This is a genomic window from Pseudomonas sp. R2-37-08W (assembly GCF_003851705.1).
GTDB lineage: Bacteria > Pseudomonadota > Gammaproteobacteria > Pseudomonadales > Pseudomonadaceae > Aquipseudomonas.
This window is the reverse complement of sequence record NZ_CP027728.1, coordinates 1,824,666-1,844,872: the sequence shown is the minus strand read 5'-3', so window position 1 is coordinate 1,844,872 and position 20,207 is coordinate 1,824,666. Positions and strand designations below refer to the sequence as shown.

Below are 20,207 nucleotides of genomic sequence, written 5' to 3'. Positions count from 1 at the left end.
TCGTGAAAAGCGAGGTGTTGGGCGTCAGAAACAGAGCGCTTTAAGCGCTGGCAAGGCGCGCAACGGCGACACGGTGAGAGGCAACGGGGCCCGGCACAATGTCGCTTGCGACGTTCAAAGACAGCGATAACGCGTTGTAGTTCTTCGTTTTTCTTATAAATCTACAGCTCTGATATGCTTTCCGGCCGCAGGCGGAGATAGCACCATGCAACTCATTGATATCGGCGTCAACCTGACCAACCCCAGTTTCGACGAGAGGCACTCGGCCGTTCTCGAGCGTGCCTACGCCGCTGGCGTGCAACAATTGGTGCTCACCGGCACCAGCGTCGAAGGCAGCGAGCAGGCCCTGGAACTGTGCGTAAAACTCGATGAGAGCGCACAACGCCTGTTCAGCACCGCCGGTATCCATCCCCACTCCGCCAGCGCTTGGAACCGCGACAGCGCCCAACGTTTGCGCGATCTGCTCAGCGAAACACGCGTGCGCGCCGTCGGCGAGTGCGGACTGGATTTCAACCGTGATTTTTCGCCGCGCCCACAGCAGGAAAAAGTCCTCGAGGAACACCTGGCCCTGGCCGTCGAGCTGAAACTTCCCGTGTTCCTCCACGAGCGCGACGCCAACCAACGCCTGCTGGAGATTCTCAAGGACTACCGCGACCATCTGCCCGCCGCCGTGGTGCATTGCTTCACTGGCGAACAAGCGGCGCTCTTCAGCTACCTCGACCTTGACCTGCACATTGGCATCACTGGTTGGATCTGCGACGAGCGCCGTGGGACGCATCTGCACCCGTTGGTCAGGGAAATTCCCCGTGGCCGTCTGATGCTGGAAAGTGACGCGCCCTACCTGCTGCCGCGCACGCTGCGTCCGAAGCCGAAGAACGGCCGCAATGAGCCCGCCTTCCTGACCGAAGTGCTGCGCGAGGTTGCCCTGCATCGCAATGAAACGATGGAAGAGCTGGCGATGCACAGCACCGCCTGTGCCCGCGCCTTTTTCGGCCTGCCTGCCGTGGAGTGATGCGGCGCATTGACCCATGTCAAAAACGCTTTCCTGAGTAGCGGCACAATAATGGCACCTTGCCAATGCTGTTTCCGCTATCAGAGAAAACCTTCCATGGGTGCCTGGCTTAGCAATATCTCGCTTAAGTACAAATTCTGGGCCGTCAACGCGGTGGCCTTCATCACTACCCTGCTGCTGGTGCTGTATGCCGTCCAGCTCGAACAACAGGCGCGCAGCCATGCGTCCCAGGTGTCGGCCCAGGCCCAGGGGCAATTGCTTAACGCTTGGCCGGCTGACAAGCCACTGCCCACTGGCGAGAACTGGCTGACCTTCACCCGTGGCCAAGTCCCACAACGCGCAGGCGAGGATCTCTCAGCCCTGCAAGACGCGAGCGGCTGGATCGAGCTCAGTCACCTGCCATTGTTCGGCGTCAATCCGCTGGTGGGCGCCGAGGTCATCCGCCGTGCCGACGGACAGCAGGTCGCCGTACTCGCCTACGCGCCAAGTCTGCGCCAGGTGTTCGGCGAACGTTTCGTCAACTATGCGCTGGCGGTGGCGATCCTGATGCTCGCGATGCTTGGCGCCTCACAACTGCTGATCCGCTTCCTGCTCAGCCAGCTCAACACCCTCAAGGACGTGATGCTGCATGTGGAGAAAACCGGCGATTTGTCCGCCCGCGTGCCCCTGGCCTGCAAGGATGAAGTCGGGCAGATGGCCAGCGCCTTCAACGCCATGCAGGCCGGCTACCAGCGGGTGGTCAACACCGTGGCCCATACTGCCAAACAATTGGACGAGGGCGCCGCGCGGCTGGCCAGCAGCATGAACGAGGTGCAGCGCGGCATGCTCGGCCAGCAAAGCGAGACCGACCAGGCCGCCACGGCGATCAACGAAATGACCGCCACCGTCTACCACATTGCCCAGCACGCCGGTGCCACCCGCGACCTCTCGCAAACCGCCGACACCCTCGCCGGCAGCGGCCAGGAAGTGGTCACCCGCGTGCAACGTTCGATTGCCGGGCTGTCCAGCGGCGTGCAACAGACCGCTGAAATGATCCAGAAACTCGCCGAAGACAGCCAGAAAATCAACAGCGTGGTCGGGGTGATCCACAGCATCGCCGAACAGACCAATCTGCTCGCCCTCAACGCCGCCATCGAAGCTGCCCGCGCCGGAGAAATGGGCCGTGGCTTTGCGGTGGTCGCCGACGAAGTGCGCAACCTGGCCAAGCGCGTACAAAGCTCCACCGACGAAATCACCCGCATGGTCTCGGCGCTGCAAGCGGGCACCCGCGACGCGGTGGACTTCATGCAGGAAAGCTCGTTCAAGGCTGACGACTGCGTAAAACAGGCCCAGGAAGCCGGTGCCGCACTCGCCGACATAACCGGCGCCGTGGCGCAGATGCGCGAGAGCAATACCCAGATCGCGGTGGCCGCCGAACAGCAAAGCCATGTCGCCGAAGAGATGAACCGCGCGGTGGTGAGTATTCGTGATGTAACCGAGAACACCGTACGGCAGACCGTGGATTCGGCGACCACCAGCCATGCACTGGCGGCGTTGGCGGGAGAGTTGAGCAAGGCGATCGGGCAGTTGAAGCTGTAGGACCGTTCAGACCGTAATCCGATTCCTACGACCAAGCCACAGCCTACCTGAGATTAAGACGAAACTTCCTCGCCACTCCCGCGAATAACGCCGACTTCTTTTACCGACGAACCTCTGCAAAGTCCCTCGCCTGATCAAACAGTGCGAGGGAGTGCAGATGGTTTTTTTCGTTGGGGCCCAGGTCGCCGGGGCCGTCTTTTGATTCCGGTGATCGCCAGCTTTGTGCTGGCCCCCATGGACCCCGAAGCGCCGGATGTTGAAAGCATTCTTCGGAATTTGCGCGACTGCCTGAATACGTTCGACGACTGGGCCGACAGCTTTTTAAGTGGCTCGGCACTGGAAGTGGAGCAGGTATTCAAGGTCGGGGAAGACGTCGCACTGATCGCACCGATCTCTTCCGACATGCCCAGTCGCACCGTCGCCATGTGCAAAGCCCAGGGTGGGCTGACCCTGGTGCATCTGTTCGAAAGCACCCGGTTCGTGCCGATCGGCAACACGCCGGTCACGCTGCAAGCCATCGCCAAGGACGGCACTCCCATTGGCGCGTCGCTGCAGCGAACCATCGGCCCCAGCGGCATTCTTGAAGTCCCAGAATGCACTCGCGACCAGCAGTACCAGGTCACCTTTTACCCCAACTTTTCCAAGGATCACGTCAAGGCGCTGTATGCGTCCTACCAGTCGGTGATCGCCGGGCTGGAAGCTGAACTGCGCCAGCAATGGAACGAGCGCTTCAAGCTTCAGTGGACAGATTTTGCAAAAGCCCCGCCCTTCACGCGCAGCGCGAAACAGGGAGCGGCCTTTGCAACCGGGATTGGCAAGGCCTTTTACAACCTGTGGGACAACATTACCGAGCTGTACGACCTGCTGGCGAACCTCAAGTCCAACAGCGAACGGTTGTTGAAGTACATCTCCCAAGCCGAACTGGATCAGTTACTCAAGCTGGGTAAAGACACGCTCGCCCAGGGTTTGCTGGTGCTCAGTGATGAGCCGCTGTTGTTCATTTATCTCTCCGCGGCGGTGGCCTGGATGCGCATGCTGCCACCGCCCGAGATGTATGAACTGCTGGGTGAGATTACCGGCGAAGTGTTGATCAATCTGTTGCTGATATGGGCGACGCGGGGAATTGGGGTACAGCTTCGGTTGGGGGCTCAGGTGCTCAGCCAGGTCAAATCCGGGCGGGCGCGGGCGTTGTTGGAGCTGCTGGCCAAGCAGGTTGTGGGGCCTGGGCTGGAAGCGCATGTGGAGGCGGCCAAGCCGTTGCTGCTGAGCAGTGCGGCGACGCCGGTCAAGGCGGTGCCGGTGGCGCCGTTGAAGGCTGGCGACACGCTGGTTTCGAACCCGGTGCCAGCGGTGCGCAGCAAGACCCAGCGTACGGCGTTGGTGCGGCAGGAGGCGGTGGATGATGTGCCTGCCCCGTCTAAAAATCCGGCTGGGGAGGCTGCTGACTCTTCGGATAAAACCGTCACCCACGGCTGCCCGGTGTCGATGGTCACCGGCGAGGAACTGCTGACCCTTACCGATGGCGCGCTGGATGGGGTCTTACCGTTCGAGTGGACGCGCTTGTATCGCAGCAGTGCGGTGGAAGTGGATTGTGGGCTGGGGTTTGGCTGGAGTCATGCGCTGGCGCAGCGGCTTGTGGTTGTGGGCGATTCGGTGGTGTGGACCGATCATGAGAATCGCGCAACCACCCTGCCCTTGCCGACGGCTGCTCGGCCGGCGATTACCAACAGCCTGGCGGAAGCGGCGATTTACTTGGGGTCGTTGCCTGATGAACTGGTGTTGGCCCAGGGTTCGCGTTTCTACCACTTTTGCGACGGTGTGCTGACGGCGATCAGCGATGCGTATGACAACCGGCTGTTGGTTGTCCGGGATCGGTTGGGACGGATTGAGCGGCTGGATAACGGCGTGGGCCGTTCGCTTCTGTTGCGTTATGAATTCGACCGCATCGTGGCGGTGGACTACCAGGTTCATCGCGCCACGGGGCATGAACCGTTCGTTTGGGTGACCGAGCAGAACGTCGTTTCCTACGATTATGACGGCGCTGGACGACTGGTTTCAGCGACCAACGCTGTCGGTGAGTGTGAGCGTTATCGGTACGACGAGCAGCACGTCATTCTTGAGCGCCAGCTGGCCGGTGGGGCGAGTTTCTTTTGGGAATGGGAACGCGCTGGCAAGGCAGCGCGCTGTGTCCGGCATTGGGCCAGTTTTTCGCAGATGGACACGCGGTATGTCTGGGGCGCTGACGGTCGCGTCACCGTGCATAACGCCGACGGCAGCCAGGAAGTTTACGTACATGACCAGCGGGCGCGGCTGATACAGCGCATCGATTCCGACGGCGCTCAACACTTCAAATCCTACGATGACAAGGGCCGCCTGACCGTCGAGCAGGACCCGCTGGGTGCGGTGACGGCCTATCAATACGACGCCGCCGGACGCTTGGTCGCGCTGTTTCCGGGGGATGACGAGACAACGTCCTACGAGCATGACAACGGTTTCGTACGGGTTGTAAGACGTGGTGAGGCGGTCTGGAAATACGAGCGTAATGACCAGGGAGATGTCATTCGCCAGATCGATCCGGATGGCAACGCGACCGACTACAGCTACGACAAACAGGGACAACTGACCGGGGTTTGGTACCCCGACAACAGCTGCCATCGCTTGGTGTGGAATGAGCGCGGGCAGCTTGTTGAAGAGCAACTGCCCAATGGCGGGATCAAGCGCTACCGCTATGACGACCTGGGCCGGCAGGTTGCGCGTGAGGATGAACAAGGCGCGCTGACTCAGTATCAGTGGGACAGCGTAGGTCGGTTAACTCGCTTGGTACGGCCGGACGGTGCCACGCGAGAATTCAGCTACAACCCCTATGGAAAAGTCATCGCCGAACGCGACGAACTCGGCCACGTCACCCGCTACGAATACGCCGACGGCCTGCACCTGATCAGCCGCCGCATCAATGCCGACGGCACCCAGGTCAAGTACCGCTACGACAATGCCCGCTTACTGCTGACCGCCATCGAAAACGAAGTCGGCGAAACCTACCAGCTCGACTACCATCCCAACGGCCTGATCCAACAGGAAACCGGTTTTGACGGCCAACGCACCGCCTACGCCTACGACCTCAACGGCAACCTACTGGAGAAAACCGAATACGGCGACGATGGCAGTCAGCTCGTCACTCAATACCAGCGCGACTATGCCGGCCGCCTCGTAAGAAAAACCCTGCCCGACGGCAGCGCTGTCGATTATGCCTACGACCGCCAAGGCAACCTCCTCAGTGTCGACGACGGCCACTGGTTCCTGGCCTACGAGTACGACCGCCAAAACCGCCTCACCGCCGAACACCAAGGCTGGGGCACGTTGCGCTATGGCTACGACGCCTGCGGCCAGTTAAAAAACCTGCGCCTGCCGGACAACAACCGCCTCACCTTCAACCACGACAAAGGCGGTCATCTCGCCACCGTCGAGCTCAACGGAGAAGTGCTCACCTCGCATCTGTTCAAAAGCGGTCGCGAACACCAACGCCAACAAGGCCAACTGCTCAGCCACTACCACTACGACGAGCAAAACCGGCTACATACCCACGCCGTCACCCAACAGCAAAACCACCTCTACCAACGCCACTACGACTACGACAAAACCGGCAACCTCACCCGCCTGCACGACACCCGCAAAGGCGAACACCTTTACCGCTACGACCCGCTCCACCGCCTGACCCGCGCCGATCATTCGCAAGACGTCCAGGAACGCTTCGGCCACAACCCTGCCGGCAACCTGCTCATGCAAGACAGGCCAGGGCCGGACATCGTTGCGGGTAATCGATTGATGATCCAAGGCGATCATCATTACGACTACGACGCCTTCGGCAACCTCATCCGCGAGCGGCGTGGCAAGGGTCACTCACTCGTTACCGAATACCGTTACGACTGCCAGCACCGGTTGATCGGCATCACCAAGCCTAACGGCCAAACTGCTAATTATCGCTATGACCCGTTCGGTCGGCGCATCAGCAAAACCGTCGACGGCATTACCACGGAGTTCTTCTGGCAAGGCGACAAAATCGTCGCTGAGCACCACGCGGATCGTCATCGCAGCTACCTCTACGAACCCGACAGCTTCCGCCCATTAGCACTGCTGGAAGGCTTCGGCCCAGAAGAAACCAAGCCCTACCACTACCAACTCGACCACCTCGGCACGCCGCAGGAACTCACCACGCCTGAAGGCGAAATCGTCTGGTCCGCCCACTACCGCGCCTACGGTGAAATCAGCCGCCTCGACGTAGGCAAAGTCGACAACCCGCTGCGCTTTCAAGGCCAATACTTCGATCAGGAAAGCGGCCTCCACTACAACCGCCATCGCTACTACAATCCGGATATTGGTCGTTACCTGACACCTGATCCGGTGAGGCTGGCGGGTGGGATCAACGCGTACCGGTACGCGCCCAATCCGACAGGCTGGATGGATCCGCTAGGATTAAATAATTGCCCAGGAGGGGATGGCTGCCGATCGAAGTCTGAGGTAAAGGACCCTGCAACAGTTACGCCTCCAGTTAAAGGGGATCCCAAGCAGCCAATCAATAGCGGCGGAAAATACCTTTATCGGGGTGATGAAAAGACACCAGACCATGTATTTAAAAATGGTTTCAAAAGCAAAGGTGAAAGCAATGACTTGTATTTGCACGCTTTGGATAGTAACAACCCACCAAGTAACTTTATCAGTACTTCTCCATCGACGCTCATAGGAATTGATTTTGCGACTGGATACGGAACTCGAAAAGGATTTCTCTACGCTTTGCGGAAAATCCCCGGACGCGACGTCAACAAAGAGCTTGGGAAATTGGCTCCTTTTGACAGCGAGGCAGAAATCGCTATACAAAGTAAAATCAATACAGCCGACATTTTAGGGGTAACTCCAGTTAAGCGTGATGGTAGCTACGTGGGCTATTCAATTCCGAATCCAAACAGGGAGATCAAATGAAAACAAAAAAAATCAAAGCCATAATAGACAATGTAGAAAAGTACGTTACTTTTAAGTACGATTCAGCCCATACAAAATTAATGTTCTCCGAAGCAGATAATTTTGAAAAAGTGTATACAGCGGAGGACATGTATATATGTTTAGGAAAAGTTATGGCTGACTTCCCACACATACAGTTTCTTTGTAAAGGCTCGAAAATAAATGTCCGGCCCTCAAGCATGTCTTCACAAATGAGTGGTGGGATGGTCGCCTATGAATTGAGCCTCGGAAAACGTACGACACGAGAAGACTTGGTTCACATATTTGATTTTGAAGATCAAAATCTAACGAATGATCCACATGAACAGCATCGCTTCTACAAAAGATGGATAGCATCTATAGGTGCCGAACGAAGCGAGCTCTAGGCCAAGCAAGAGCTGACCCGAAAAGGCAAGCGCCTGCTGGCTGGGCTCCCTGGCACAAAAGATCATTACCCATTTAGGAACAAAAAATGAAACACTGGAATAACCTTGATGACACTATCTTTTTCAACAAAGTATTTAGTTACCCAGTTGAAATTGGCAAAATTTATATACATGCAGTAAACATAGAAAACGATCGACCTGACGTGGGGATTGGTTTTGACATCCCAGAATTTCCTGATCGCTTACCTGAAAAATGGAAAAACAAAGGCTATAACACATGCAGAATTGGCCTCAAATGCTTGGAAGTAAGCGATTTAAAAATAGTAAACCTTCCGAAGAGAGAAGTTTTCGCTGCTAAAATAGAGCAAGACAATAATGGCTTTTTATTTACCGCCAAGTCGAAAAATGCCTCTATTGAATTTAAGGCCAAGTGGTTATTTTTAGCCGGTCCGTCCGTGTATATGAACTGTCCGGAACCGGGCGACCACGATTGGTCAGATACTTGGTCATAGGTGACGCTCAAACGCACCTAACGGCAACTATGACCCCCATAGCCATCCCCAATTCGCCGGCCCGTCCCCCCAACCTACACTCTATCCAAGTTGTTTAAACGGACAGAGGATTCACCACCATGGGCAAACGTCACCCCAATCTCCCCGCCTGGCAATGGCGTAATTACCCACAAAACCATCAACACCCGACCAATCTGGCCTTGCACCTGATTGCCGTGCCGCTGTTCATCATCGGCTTTCTGTTGATCGTTTCCGGTGTGTTCAGCCTGAGTCTGGTGAGTTTTGCCGTAGGCGTGATCGGCATTTTGGCGGGCCTGGCGCTGCAGCGTCATGGCCACAGCCTGGAAGCCCAGGCGAGCGAGCCGTTCAGTGATCGTAACGACGCGGTGCAGCGCCTGGTGGTCGAGCAGTTCGTGACGTTTCCGCGCTTTTTGCTCAGCGGCGGCTGGTGGCGGGCGTGGCGCCAGCGTCACCGGCATTGAGGGTCAGGCGAAGACCACCACGGTCTGGCGACTGAGAGCGATCAACTCGCCGGTCGGGCTCCAGAGCGCGGCGGCGGCATGGCCGTAGCCGTCGCGGGCGTGTTCGATGTTGACGTGGTATTGGCACCAGTCGAGGGTGGTCAAGTGCTGCAGGGGCTGGATGAATTCGATGGTCCAGGTCAGGGTGCTGCCCGGCGCTGGTTTCTTCAAATGCGGGAGCAGCGCCGGCGGCCAGGCGTCGACCAGTGCGAGGATGTGCGCCTCGGTCAGGGGCTCTTCTTTCACGTCCCCACGCAACCTTACCCAACCGCCCATGTCGCGGGATTTATTGCCGGTAAACGGCAGGCCGCCGACGCTCCAGCGCATCGCCAGGTGCCGCATGAATTCCGGGGTGACGCCCTTGATATAGGGCAGTTCCTGGCATTCGTCCCAATGTTTGAACACCGGTGGCGGCTCGCTCGCGACGTCAATTTCCGACGCGCGGGGCGCACCGAAACTGGCCTGGACCAAGGTCGCCACTTCACCGTTCTGCACCACACGGCCCAGCAATTGGCTGACAGCCTTGCCTTCGCGCAGCACTTCAACCTGATAGCTAGCGGGTACATCCGGCGCGACCGGGCCAACGAAAGTGATCGCCAGGGAGCGCAGCGGCCGCTCCGCCGGCACCTGGGCGCGCAACGCTTCGTATTGCAACGCGGCGACCAGGCCACCAAAGGTGGCGCGGCCTTGGGCCCATTCGGCAGGGATGGTGACATCCGACGGGTTGTTACGGGCAGCGTCGAGCAAACCACTAAAACGCATGGCGACCTCGAATCCAGAAAATCAATGAGAGATCTTAACCAGCAAGCCCCGCAGGTACAGCGCCTATTCCGGCCAAAAGCCGGACCGGCTCAGAAACAATCGGCGCTGAGCTTGTCCAGAACCCGGTCCGCCTGCCGCTCGGCCTTGGCCATGGTTTGACGCCAGGTGGCGACGAAGGGCTCAAGATCGGCCTGATGCTCGGCCAGCATCAACCACTGCCAGCAGTCGTGCCAGTCACCCAGGGCGCCCTGGGCTTTTTTCAGACCGGACAGGGCCTTGGCGGGCAATTTATCCAGCTCGGGATACGCCTCGGCGGCGTAGCGCACGCGCTTGATCAGCAAGCGCAAACGGTGGCGATCATGCTCGGGGTCTTTCAGCGCGTGGTCGAGTGCGTTCCATTGCTTGGTCAGGCGTTTCTGGATGCGCGAGCGCAGGCCCTTGAGCAATTTCTGGCGTTGGGAAGCGCGGATAAACCGTGGAAACGCATCGAGGATCTGCAGCAGGTGCGCCAGCTGCAGGCTCTGCGCCACCTGGCGATAAGCCTCAGGCTGCAGGCGCAGACGCCGCTCAGCCGCCTCATAATGACCTTGCTGCTGCAAGTACGCCGCCAGCACCTCACGGTCACGCAACGGTGTGGTCAACTGGCCGACCGCGCGGGCGGCCGATTCAAGCTGTTCGACACCCGGTAACCCGCGCAAGGGGCGCAACAGGCTGCGCAAGCGGCGCACGGTAGTGCGCAGATCATGCAAGGCCTCATCATCGGTGACGGCGGCAAGACGAGCCTGACAGCTCAGTAACCCTACTTGCAGGCCAATGACCTGAGCGACCAACTGATTGACCAGCGCTGACATCCTGCCCTCCCTGTGTGATGAAACAGCCTACTCGCGGCTAGCGAATCAACGCCCGGCGCGTGACTCACGGATATAGAAGCGCGCTTTCTCGGCCTTGTTGGAGCACCCTTCGAACGCTTCGAATTGCTGTTGGGTCTTGGCCCCGGTCAACAACGACAAAGCCTTGGAGTAGCTGACGGTGCCCGCGAAGCCCTCGGCCTTGGCCAGGTCCAGTTCTTTCCAGGCGGCATCCAACTGCGACCCGCAGCTGTCGCGATACGCGGTTTTCCCGGCACAGCCAGCCAAGGCCAACAGGATCACGGGAACACACATCCAGGCTTTCATCGATGACACCTCAAAATATACAAAATCTGTCGTAGCCTGTAGACGTTGCCTACAGGGAAAAGTGCCTTGTCCTTAGCCTGAAATCAGTAGTACCCATTGCCAGAGCATACCCGAGCCTAGACGCGATTCTGGAAAAATATTGCCAAGGCTTACCGAGGATTGTAGCGGCCCCCTTGATGGGTGCATTGTGGGCACCTGTTTCACGAAGGATCTGGTCATGAAGAAACGTGTTGCCTTAGTGCTGGGCTCCGGCGGAGCCAGGGGCTACGCCCATATCGGGGTGATCGAAGAGATCGAACGGCGCGGCTATGACATCGCCTGTATTGCCGGCTGCTCGATGGGTGCCGTGGTCGGCGGGATCTATGCCGCCGGCAAGCTGGACGAGTACCGAAACTGGATCGAAAGCCTCGATTACCTCGACGTGTTGCGCCTGGTGGATGTGAGTTTTCGCCTGGGCGCGATTCGCGGTGAAAAGGTGTTCGGGCAGATCCGCAAGATCGTCGGCGAAATCAATATCGAAGAGCTGCGCATCCCCTACACAGCCGTGGCTACCGACCTCACCAACCAGCAGGAAATCTGGTTCCAGGAAGGCTGCCTGCACCAGGCCATGCGCGCGTCGGCCGCGATCCCCAGCCTGTTCACGCCGGTGATGCAGGGCAACCGCATGCTGGTGGATGGCGGCTTGCTCAACCCGTTGCCCATCGTGCCGGTGGTGTCGAGCCATTGCGACTTGATCATCGCGGTCAACCTCAACGCCACCAACCAGAAGCACTATCATTTGCCGGTGATCCAGCGCCCGCCGGCATTCAAGAGCCGCTTCAACAGCCTGGCAAAATCATTGGGTTCGCACCTGCCGTTTCGACGCAAACAGGCCGAGCAGTTGATGAAGCTCGAGCAGGAAGCGTTGCAGGCCCAGGCCGCCGAGATCAACCCATGGCTGGAGTCGGCCGAGCCCGAATCCCAGCAACCCGCCGCCGCGCCGGAAAAACCCGGCACGCCCAAGTCGGCCACAGGCTCGTTCATTATCGATAACGTCGGGCCTGCGTCGCTGCTGGACCTGATCAACCAGAGTTTCGAGGTGATGCAGACGTCATTGGCACAGTACAAAATCGCCGGCTACCCGCCGGATGTGCTGATCAACGTGCCCAAGCGGGTGTGCCGTTTTTTCGAGTTTTACAAGGCACCGGAGTTGATCGCGTTGGGGCGGGAAATTGCCAGTGATACGTTGGATCGGTATGAGAGTGAGCAGTCTTGAGCGAGCTTGCCTGCGATGACGCCAGGGCAGGCGCCAACGATCTAGGCCCCTAGCAACCTGTAACCCACCCCCGCCTCAGTCACGATAAACCTCGGCTGCGTCGGGTCATCCGCCAGCTTCTGCCGCAAATGCCCCACCACAATGCGCAGGTAGTGGCTGTCTTCGGTGTGGGTCGGCCCCCAGATATCCTTGAGCAATTGCTGCTGGGTAATCACCCGCCCTGGATGCCGCGCCAGTTGCGCCAGCACCGCGTATTCCTTGCGGGTCAACGCTACCTCGGCACCGTCCAGCAGAACGCGGCGGTAGGCCAGGTCTACCGTCAGCGGGCCGAAACTCAGGGCGGCTTCCTGAGACTCGCCCGCCGGTGCCTGGCGCAACAACGCACGCACACGGGCGAGAAATTCCTGGATGCCGAAAGGCTTGGTTACGTAGTCATTGGCGCCGCCGTCGAGAGCATCGACCTTTTGGCTCTCGCTGGCCCGCACCGACAGCACCAGCACCGGTACCGTCGACCACTCGCGAAACTCGCGCAGCACTTGCTGGCCGTCCATGTCGGGCAAGCCCAGGTCCAGCACCAGCAGGTCCGGCTTGCTCAATGCCGCTTGGGCAAGGCCTTCGGTGCCGGTGCCGGCCTCGATCACCTTATAGCCCTGGGAGGCCAGGCTGATGCGCAGGAATTTGCGGATCTGCGGTTCGTCATCAATGACTAGAATCGTCGCGGTCTGGCTCATGGTGTCTAATCAATATCCATTAAAAACAAACCATTGTAGAAACGAACCTGTTGTGGCGAGGGAGCTTGCTCCCGCTGGAGTGCGAAGCGCTCCCAAACTAGTCAGGCAGGTGATGCGTCGCGACCGAATGGTTTTGGGGCTGCTGCGCAGCCCAGCGGGAGCAAGCTCCCTCGCCACAGTAGGCATACGTTTTCAAAGGTCAGTGTCCAAGCCCGGCTGAGATTGTAGCGGCAGAAACAGGGTGATGCAGGTGCCGCGCCCCTCAATGCCATCCGCCACGCTGATATGCCCCCCATGTGCGCCAACCATGCCCTGGCAGATCGCCAGGCCAAGGCCGGTGCCCTGCCCGCCCCGATCACCACGGGCAGCGGTGTAGAACATGTCGAAGATCTTCGCACGTTCATCCTCGGGAATCCCCGGCCCTTCATCGGCCACGGCGAAAAACAACTGGTTGTCCGCGACACCGGCGCTCAACTGCAAACGGCCCTGGGGCGGCGAAAAACGTGCGGCGTTCTCCATTACATTGACCAACGCCTGCTCGATCAACGCAGCGTGCACGTAGAGCAACGGCAGCTCCGGCGGCACATGGATACTCACTTGCAACGGCGCCAGCACCGCGCGCAAACGCCCAAGGGCGCTGCCGACGATATCTCCGGGCGAAACCCAATCGCGCGCCAGCTTCAGCGCGCCGTGGCCCAGGCGGGTCATGTCCAGCAGGTTCTGGATGTAGCGGTCGAGGCGCTCGGCTTCATCGCGGGTGCCTTCGAGCAATTCGCGACGATCCTCCAAAGGGATCGCCTCGCCCAGCGCCAGCAGGCTGTCAATACTGCCGCGCATGGAGGTCAACGGCGTGCGCAGATCGTGGGATACAGAGGCGAGCAAGGCGCTGCGCAGTTGTTCGGTTTCGCCGTGCAAACGCGCCGACTCCAACTCCTGTCCCAACTGCGCCCGCGCCAGCGCCTGGGCCAGCGGCTGGCTCAAGGCGGTGAGCAGGCGGCGGCGTTGCCCGCTCAACTCCAAGCCCGGCTTGGCACTGACACCGAGCAAACCCAAGGGCCCCTCTTCGCCCGACAACGGCCACCACCACCAACGCCCAAACGGCAAGGTGCCGGTGCCCACACCCGCCGGCTGGTCGTGCTGCCAGGCCCAATCGGCGGCAGCGCGTTCGGCTTCGGTAAGGGTCAACGGGCCACCGGTCTCGATTGTCCAGCCGCCCTCGCCGTCGCGATTGACCAGGCATACATCCAAGTCATTCCAACCTTGCAGGTGGTGAGCCGCCGCACTGATAACGGCCTGGCGATCCGTGGCTGCTGTGAGCTTGCGCGACAGGTCGAGCAGCTCGCTGGTTTCTTCCTGGGTATCGCGCAGCGCCTGCAACTGGCGACGCTGGCGCGCAGCCAGGTTGCCGGTGAGCGCTGCCATCAACAGGAAGAACAACAGGGTCAGCACATCCTCTTCACGCTGGATGGCAAAGGAGAAATTCGGCGGAATAAACAGAAAGTCATAGGTCATGAACGACAACGCCGCACACACCAGCGAAGGCCCCAGACTGCTACGCACCGCCACCAGCAGGACCGCCGCGAGAAACACCAGTGAGATATTCGGTAGCGGCAATACGCTGGACACGCCCCAGGCCAAGCCGGCCGCAACCACGGTTGCCACCACGGCCAAGGCATAGTCGAACCAGCGCAGCCCACGCGTATCCGGCAAGCGCGGCGGTGCAGGCATGTCGTCGCTGTCGAGCACGTTGATCTCCAAGCCCCGCGCATTGCGCAACAAGCGTGCGGCGAGGCCACCGCCGAACAGCCGCCGACGCCAGCGCATGCGCGACTGCCCGACCAGTACCAGGCTGGCGCGGCGCTCGGCGGCATGCTGGATCAGCGTCCTGGCCACTTCGCCCGCCCGCAGCAACACCACCTCGCCGCCCAGACGCTCCGCCAGTTGCTGGGCATTTTGCAGGCGTAGCCGTGACTGTTCATCGCGCGCGTGGCCGTTATCGATATGCACCAGGCTCCAGGGTAAATGCCGCCGCTGGGCGACCCGGCTGGCATGGCGCACCAGGCGTTCGGCCTGTGCGTCGCCATCGACCCCCACCAGCAAACGACCACGTACCGCCGGCGCAGCTTGGCCGAGTTGGCGGTAACCCTGGGCCAGGTCGTCGTCGACGTGGGCGGCCGCGGTCTGCATGGCCAGTTCGCGCAGGGCCATCAAGTTGGTCTGGGTGAAAAACGCATCAATGGCCGCCCGCGCCTGTTCCGGCACATACACCTTGCCGTCGCGCAGGCGCTCCAGCAATTCGCGGGATGGCAGGTCGATCAGCAGCAACTCGTCGGCCTCTTGCAGCACCCAGTCCGGCAGGGTTTCACGCACCTGCACACCGGTAATGCCCCGCACCTGGTCATTGAGGCTTTCCAGGTGCTGGACGTTGACGGTGGTGAATACGTTGATGCCGGCAGCGAGCAATTCCTGAATGTCCTGCCAGCGCTTTTCATGCCGGCTGCCGGGGGCGTTGCTATGGGCCAGTTCGTCGACCAGCACCAACTTGGGCTTGGCCGCGAGCAGGCCGTCGAGGTCCATTTCTTCGAGCATCACGCCACGGTATTCGCTGCGCAACAGCGGTTGTTGCGGCAGGCCGCTGAGCAAGGCTTCCGTCTCGGCACGGCCGTGGGTCTCGACCACCCCGGCAATCAACGGGACGCCCTGGCGCAGTTGAGTGTGGGCCGCCTGGAGCATGGCGTAGGTCTTGCCCACGCCGGGCGCGGCGCCGAGGAAGACCTTGAGCCGGCCACGGCCGTTGCGGGGTAGATCGGCTAACAAGGCATCGGCGCGGCCGGAGTCGCTCATGCGGGTAGTGTCCTTCAGGTATCAAAGCAGTCAGGTTCAATGCAAATCACATGTGGGAGGGGGCTTGCTCCCTCCCACAGGGGTTCAGAGTTTTTCCAGGGCCATGTTCAGTGCCAGTACATTGACGACCGGCGGCCCCACCAACGGGCTTTCGGTGTGTTCATCCAACATCCGCTGCAAGGTCGACACCGGCACATTCCGTGCTGCCGCCACTCGCGCCAGTTGATAGGCAATTGCCGCAGGTGGCAAGTGTGGATCAAGTCCGCTGCCGGAGGTCGTCAGCGAGGCTAACGGTACCGGCCCCTGGCCGGGCACCTGTTGTTTATTCGCGTCATCGAAGATGCGCGTGGCCAACGCGGGATTGCTCGGGCCCAGGTTGCTGGCACTGCTGGAGACCGTCGCGAACGCCCCGGCCGAGGGGCGCGGATGGAACCAGCCGTCACCGCTGAAATCCTGGGCGATCAGGCTGGAGCCGCGCACCTTGCCGCCGGCATCGCGCACCAGGCTGCCATTGGCCTGATCCGGGAAGGCAACCTGAGCGACGCCAGTCACCACCAGCGGATAGGCGACGCCGGTGATCAGGGTCATGAGCACCAGCAGGCTCAGGGCTGGGCGGATTGTATTAGTCATCGTCAAATCCTCAATAAATCGGGCCACAAAAGACCGCAGGGTTACACCAGGTGCAGCGCCGTCAGCAGCATGTCGATCGCCTTGATGCCCACAAACGGCACCAGCAGCCCACCCAAGCCGTAGATCAGCAGGTTGCGTCGCAACAAGGCCGCCGCACTCGCCGCCTGCACGCGCACACCGCGCAGGGCCAGCGGGATCAGCACCACGATGATCAGCGCGTTGAACACAATTGCCGACAGAATCGCGCTCTGCGGGCTCTGCAGGTGCATGACGTTGAGCACGCCCAATTGCGGGTAGATCGAGGCGAACAGCGCCGGCAGGATCGCGAAGTACTTGGCCACGTCGTTGGCGATGGAAAAGGTGGTCAGCGCGCCCCGGGTCACCAGCAACTCCTTGCCGATCTGCACCACGTCCAGCAGCTTGGTCGGATCGCTGTCGAGGTCGACCATGTTCGCGGCTTCGCGTGCGGCCTGGGTACCATCGTTCATCGCCATGCCGACGTCGGCCTGGGCCAGCGCTGGCGCGTCGTTGGCACCGTCGCCGCACATGGCGACCAGACGGCCGTCGTTCTGCTCATGGCGAATACGGGCGAGTTTTTTCTCAGGCGTAGCTTCAGCCAGCACGTCATCCACACCGGCCTCAGCGGCAATCGCGGCGGCCGTCAACGGGTTGTCGCCAGTGACCATCACGGTACGAATCCCCAGCTTGCGCAGCTCGGCGAAACGCTCACGGATGCCAGGCTTGACCACGTCTTTCAGATGGATAGCACCGAGCAATTTGCCATCGGCGCACACCAGCAACGGCGTGCCGCCGCTTTGGGCGATCTTGTCGATTTCCCGCGACAGTGCAGGTAAAAGGTCGCTGCGTTGCTGGCCGATAAACGCCAGCAGCGAGTCCACCGCGCCCTTGCGGAATACGCGGCCCTGATAGTCGACACCGGACAAACGGGTTTCGGCGCTGAAGGGGACCGCAGTCAGTTCGTCCGGCGTCGGCTCTGCCTGGGGGTGCAAGGCGCGCAGGTATTCGACGATGGACTTGCCTTCGGCGGTGTCATCCGCCAGGGAGGCGAACAGTGCACCTTCCGCCACTTCCCGACCACTGACACCGGGCGCCGCAACCACTGCCGAGCAACGACGGTTACCGAAAGTGATGGTGCCGGTCTTGTCCAGCAGCAACACATGCACGTCCCCTGCCGCTTCCACCGCGCGGCCAGACTTGGCGATCACGTTGAGCCGCACAAGGCGGTCCATGCCCGCGATACCGATGGCCGACAACAAGCCGCCAATGGTTGTAGGAATCAGCGTCACCAGCAGTGCGACCAGGAACACCAAGGGCAAGCTGCCATTGGCGAAGTGAGCGAACGGCTGCAGGGTCACCACCACCAGCAGGAAGATCAGGGTGAGGCCGATCAGCAGGATATCCAGCGCGACTTCGTTGGGGGTTTTCTGGCGTTTGGCGCCTTCCACCAAGGCGATCATGCGGTCCAGGGTGGACTCACCGGGGTTGGCGGTGATGCGGATCAGCAGCCAGTCCGACACCAGGCGGGTGTTGCCGGTGACGGCCGAGCGGTCGCCGCCGGATTCGCGGATCACCGGAGCGGATTCGCCGGTAATCGCCGCTTCGTTGACGGCAGCGATACCTTCGATCACCTCACCGTCGCCAGGAATCATTTCACCTGCGGCGACGCGCACCACATCACCTTTGCGCAGGCTGGTGGCCGGTACCACCTTGAAACTACCGTCGGACTCCTTGCGACGAGCGCTCAAGCCTTCACTGCCGGCCTTGAGGCTGTCGGCGCGGGCCTTGCCACGGCCTTCGGCCAAGGCTTCTGCGAAATTGGCGAACAACACGGTGAACCACAGCCACACCGCGATTTGCACGGCCACGAAGGTCGGCACGGCGGCGTCGGGCACAAAGCACAGCACGGTGGTGAGGATGGCGGTCAGCTCGACCACCAACATGACCGGCGAGCGTTGCAGTTGGCGTGGGTCCAGCTTGACGAACGCCTGGACCAGCGCCCCGCGCCACAGGGCCGAGATCGCGGTTTTGGCAGGTTCCTGGGGTTTGACCGGGGCCGCATTTTTTACAGGCATATTCATTTTCATATCCCTTGGTTAGAAGCCCATGCTCAGGTGTTCAGCAATAGGGCCCAGCGCCAGCGTCGGCAGGAAAGTCAGGCCGCCCACCAGCAAAATGGTCACGGTCAACAAGGTCACGAACAACGGGCCGTGGGTCGGGAAACTGTTCTGACCAATCGGTGCGGTCTTCTTCATCGCCAGGCTACCGGCCAGGGCCAGTACCGGGAGGATGTAGCCGAAACGGCCGATCAACATGCCCAGGCCAAGCATCAGGTTGTGAAACACGGTGTTGCCGCTGAACCCACCAAACGCCGAGCCGTTGTTGGCACTGGCCGAGGTGTAGGCGTAGAGCAACTGGCTGAAGCCGTGGGGGCCAGGGTTGCTGATGGCGCCGGCCGGGCCTGGCAGGCTGGCGGCAATGGCACCCAGTACGAGCACACCCACCGGCATCACCAGCAGGGTCACCACCAGCAGTTGCACTTCCTTGGCCTGGAGTTTCTTGCCCAGGTATTCCGGGGTGCGGCCTATCATCAGGCCGGCGAGGAACACCGCAATCAACACGTTGAGCAACATGCCGTACATACCGGCACCGACCCCGCCGAAGATCACTTCGCCGACCATCATGTTGACCAGCGCCACCATCCCGCTCAGAGGGCTGAGGCTGTCCTGCATGCCATTGACCGAGCCGTTGGACGCTGCGGTGGTGGTCACCGACCAGAGCACCGTGCCGGTGGTACCGAAACGTGTTTCCTTGCCTTCCAGCGGCGCGGTTTGCTCAACGGCCGGGTTGTTCAGGGTTGGGTTGGGCTGGTATTCGGCCCACAGCGAGGTCGCGCCGCCGATCAGGAACAAGGCCAGCATGCAGGCGAGAATGGCGCGGCTCTGACGCAGGTCTTTGACGTAATGGCCGAAGGTAAACACCAAGGCCACCGGGATCAGAATGATCGAGGCCACTTCGAAGAGGTTGGCCCAGGCTGTCGGGTCTTCGAACGGATGCGCCGAGTTCACTCCAAAAAAACCGCCGCCGTTGGTGCCCAATTGCTTGATCGCAATCTGGCTGGCTGCCGGGCCGAGGGGGATGACCTGATCCACGCCTTGCATCGTCACGGCATCAACGTAATGGGCAAAAGTTTGCGGTACGCCCTGCCATACCAGAAACAACGCCAGCACCAGGCATAACGGCAGTAAGCCGTAGAGGGTGGCGCGGGTCATGTCGACCCAGAAGTTACCCAAGGTCTTGGAGGATTTGCGACCGATCCCACGGCAAAGCGCGACCAGGACTGCCAGGCCGGTGGCGGCACTGACGAAGTTCTGCACAGTGAGGCCGACCATCTGGCTGAGGTAGCTCAGGGACGCTTCACCGCTGTAGTTCTGCCAGTTGGTGTTGGTCATGAAACTGACCGCGGTGTTGAAGGCCAGCGTCCATTCCTGGCCCGGAAATTTCTGCGGATTGAGGGGTAGATAGTTCTGAAACATCAGGATCGCAAACAGCAGCAAAAAGCCCGCGAGGTTGAACGCGAGCAAGGCCAGCATGTATTTCTGCCAGCTTTGCTCCTGTTGATCGTCCACACCCGAAAGCCGATAACAGGCTTTCTCCACAGGCCCCAGCACCGGCGTCAGCCAGGTGCGCTGGCCTTCCATCACCTTGTAATAGAACCGCCCCAGAAACGGTGCCGGCACCAGTACCACGGCGAAGAAGGCGATGATCAGCCAATAGTCATAACTGTGCAT

Annotated in this window: 15 protein-coding genes; 7 read left to right on the top strand and 8 right to left on the bottom strand. The window is 60.4% G+C overall.

Going from position 1 to position 20,207, the window contains the following annotated elements; translation table 11 throughout:
* Positions 1-205: 205 nt before the first annotated feature.
* The 6 genes from C4J93_RS08535 (at position 206) to C4J93_RS08510 (ending at position 8,962) form a co-directional block, all read left to right on the top strand.
* Positions 206-1,012, top strand: a complete 807-nt coding sequence (locus C4J93_RS08535) for a TatD family hydrolase (RefSeq protein WP_124429084.1) — start codon at positions 206-208, stop codon at positions 1,010-1,012.
* A 96-nt stretch (positions 1,013-1,108) separates the two neighbouring features.
* Positions 1,109-2,590 (top strand): methyl-accepting chemotaxis protein, encoded by a 1,482-nt coding sequence (locus tag C4J93_RS08530; protein WP_124429083.1) that lies wholly within the window; start codon positions 1,109-1,111, stop codon positions 2,588-2,590.
* A 234-nt stretch (positions 2,591-2,824) separates the two neighbouring features.
* Positions 2,825-7,564 (top strand): RHS repeat-associated core domain-containing protein, encoded by a 4,740-nt coding sequence (locus C4J93_RS08525; RefSeq protein WP_124429082.1) that lies wholly within the window; start codon positions 2,825-2,827, stop codon positions 7,562-7,564.
* Positions 7,561-7,968 (top strand): hypothetical protein, encoded by a 408-nt coding sequence (locus C4J93_RS08520; RefSeq protein WP_124429081.1) that lies wholly within the window; start codon positions 7,561-7,563, stop codon positions 7,966-7,968. Before C4J93_RS08525 ends, C4J93_RS08520 begins: the two co-directional genes overlap by 4 nt.
* An 86-nt stretch (positions 7,969-8,054) precedes the next feature.
* Positions 8,055-8,480, top strand: a complete 426-nt coding sequence (locus C4J93_RS08515) for an Imm50 family immunity protein (RefSeq protein ID WP_124429080.1) — start codon at positions 8,055-8,057, stop codon at positions 8,478-8,480.
* 119 nt (positions 8,481-8,599) lie between these two features.
* Positions 8,600-8,962 (top strand): Mpo1-like protein, encoded by a 363-nt coding sequence (locus tag C4J93_RS08510; RefSeq protein WP_124429079.1) that lies wholly within the window; start codon positions 8,600-8,602, stop codon positions 8,960-8,962.
* Positions 8,963-8,965: 3 nt separating this feature from the next.
* On the opposite strand, the gene C4J93_RS08505 is transcribed toward C4J93_RS08510, so the two are convergent.
* The 3 genes from C4J93_RS08505 to C4J93_RS08495 all read right to left on the bottom strand — a co-directional run bounded on the left by C4J93_RS08505 (position 8,966) and on the right by C4J93_RS08495 (position 10,938).
* Positions 8,966-9,763 carry an acyl-CoA thioesterase II gene (locus C4J93_RS08505; RefSeq protein WP_124429078.1) on the bottom strand — a complete coding sequence of 266 codons (798 nt, stop codon included), beginning with the start codon at positions 9,761-9,763 and terminating at the stop codon, positions 8,966-8,968.
* Positions 9,764-9,852: 89 nt separating this feature from the next.
* Complete coding sequence (locus tag C4J93_RS08500) at positions 9,853-10,614, bottom strand: CHAD domain-containing protein (protein WP_124429077.1); 762 nt, start codon at positions 10,612-10,614, stop codon at positions 9,853-9,855.
* Between the two features lie 45 nt (positions 10,615-10,659).
* Positions 10,660-10,938 (bottom strand): hypothetical protein, encoded by a 279-nt coding sequence (locus tag C4J93_RS08495; RefSeq protein ID WP_003238638.1) that lies wholly within the window; start codon positions 10,936-10,938, stop codon positions 10,660-10,662.
* A 217-nt stretch (positions 10,939-11,155) separates the two neighbouring features.
* Between C4J93_RS08495 and C4J93_RS08490 the strand changes: the two genes are divergently transcribed.
* Positions 11,156-12,193: a patatin-like phospholipase family protein gene (locus tag C4J93_RS08490; protein WP_124361881.1), complete on the top strand. Its 1,038-nt coding sequence runs from the start codon at positions 11,156-11,158 to the stop codon at positions 12,191-12,193.
* 41 nt (positions 12,194-12,234) lie between these two features.
* Here the strand turns inward: C4J93_RS08490 and C4J93_RS08485 are convergent, their stop codons facing one another.
* From C4J93_RS08485 to kdpA, 5 genes are all read right to left on the bottom strand, one after another.
* On the bottom strand, positions 12,235-12,924 hold the full coding sequence (locus tag C4J93_RS08485; RefSeq protein WP_124429076.1) for a response regulator: 690 nt from the start codon (positions 12,922-12,924) through the stop codon (positions 12,235-12,237).
* Between the two features lie 192 nt (positions 12,925-13,116).
* Entirely contained in the window at positions 13,117-15,768 is a 2,652-nt protein-coding gene (locus C4J93_RS08480) for a sensor histidine kinase KdpD (RefSeq protein WP_124429075.1), read from the bottom strand.
* Between the two features lie 84 nt (positions 15,769-15,852).
* Positions 15,853-16,398, bottom strand: a complete 546-nt coding sequence (kdpC, locus tag C4J93_RS08475; RefSeq protein ID WP_124409370.1) for a potassium-transporting ATPase subunit KdpC — start codon at positions 16,396-16,398, stop codon at positions 15,853-15,855.
* Positions 16,399-16,439: 41 nt separating this feature from the next.
* The gene (gene kdpB, locus C4J93_RS08470) at positions 16,440-18,503 is read right to left on the bottom strand and encodes a potassium-transporting ATPase subunit KdpB (protein ID WP_124429074.1); all 2,064 of its coding nucleotides are present in this window, start codon (positions 18,501-18,503) and stop codon (positions 16,440-16,442) included.
* Positions 18,504-18,512: 9 nt separating this feature from the next.
* Positions 18,513-20,207, bottom strand: coding sequence for a potassium-transporting ATPase subunit KdpA (gene kdpA, locus C4J93_RS08465; protein WP_124429073.1), 1,695 nt, complete (start codon positions 20,205-20,207; stop codon positions 18,513-18,515).

Coding starts and splice junctions, on each gene's coding strand:
- C4J93_RS08535 (WP_124429084.1), top strand. CDS start 206: ATGCAACTCATTGATATCGGCGTCAACCTGACCAACCCCAGTTTCGAC.
- C4J93_RS08530 (WP_124429083.1), top strand. CDS start 1,109: ATGGGTGCCTGGCTTAGCAATATCTCGCTTAAGTACAAATTCTGGGCC.
- C4J93_RS08525 (WP_124429082.1), top strand. CDS start 2,825: ATGGACCCCGAAGCGCCGGATGTTGAAAGCATTCTTCGGAATTTGCGC.
- C4J93_RS08520 (WP_124429081.1), top strand. CDS start 7,561: ATGAAAACAAAAAAAATCAAAGCCATAATAGACAATGTAGAAAAGTAC.
- C4J93_RS08515 (WP_124429080.1), top strand. CDS start 8,055: ATGAAACACTGGAATAACCTTGATGACACTATCTTTTTCAACAAAGTA.
- C4J93_RS08510 (WP_124429079.1), top strand. CDS start 8,600: ATGGGCAAACGTCACCCCAATCTCCCCGCCTGGCAATGGCGTAATTAC.
- C4J93_RS08505 (WP_124429078.1), bottom strand. CDS start 9,763: ATGCGTTTTAGTGGTTTGCTCGACGCTGCCCGTAACAACCCGTCGGAT.
- C4J93_RS08500 (WP_124429077.1), bottom strand. CDS start 10,614: ATGTCAGCGCTGGTCAATCAGTTGGTCGCTCAGGTCATTGGCCTGCAA.
- C4J93_RS08495 (WP_003238638.1), bottom strand. CDS start 10,938: ATGAAAGCCTGGATGTGTGTTCCCGTGATCCTGTTGGCCTTGGCTGGC.
- C4J93_RS08490 (WP_124361881.1), top strand. CDS start 11,156: ATGAAGAAACGTGTTGCCTTAGTGCTGGGCTCCGGCGGAGCCAGGGGC.
- C4J93_RS08485 (WP_124429076.1), bottom strand. CDS start 12,924: ATGAGCCAGACCGCGACGATTCTAGTCATTGATGACGAACCGCAGATC.
- C4J93_RS08480 (WP_124429075.1), bottom strand. CDS start 15,768: ATGAGCGACTCCGGCCGCGCCGATGCCTTGTTAGCCGATCTACCCCGC.
- kdpC (WP_124409370.1), bottom strand. CDS start 16,398: ATGACTAATACAATCCGCCCAGCCCTGAGCCTGCTGGTGCTCATGACC.
- kdpB (WP_124429074.1), bottom strand. CDS start 18,503: ATGAAAATGAATATGCCTGTAAAAAATGCGGCCCCGGTCAAACCCCAG.
- kdpA (WP_124429073.1), bottom strand. CDS start 20,207: ATGCACAGTTATGACTATTGGCTGATCATCGCCTTCTTCGCCGTGGTA.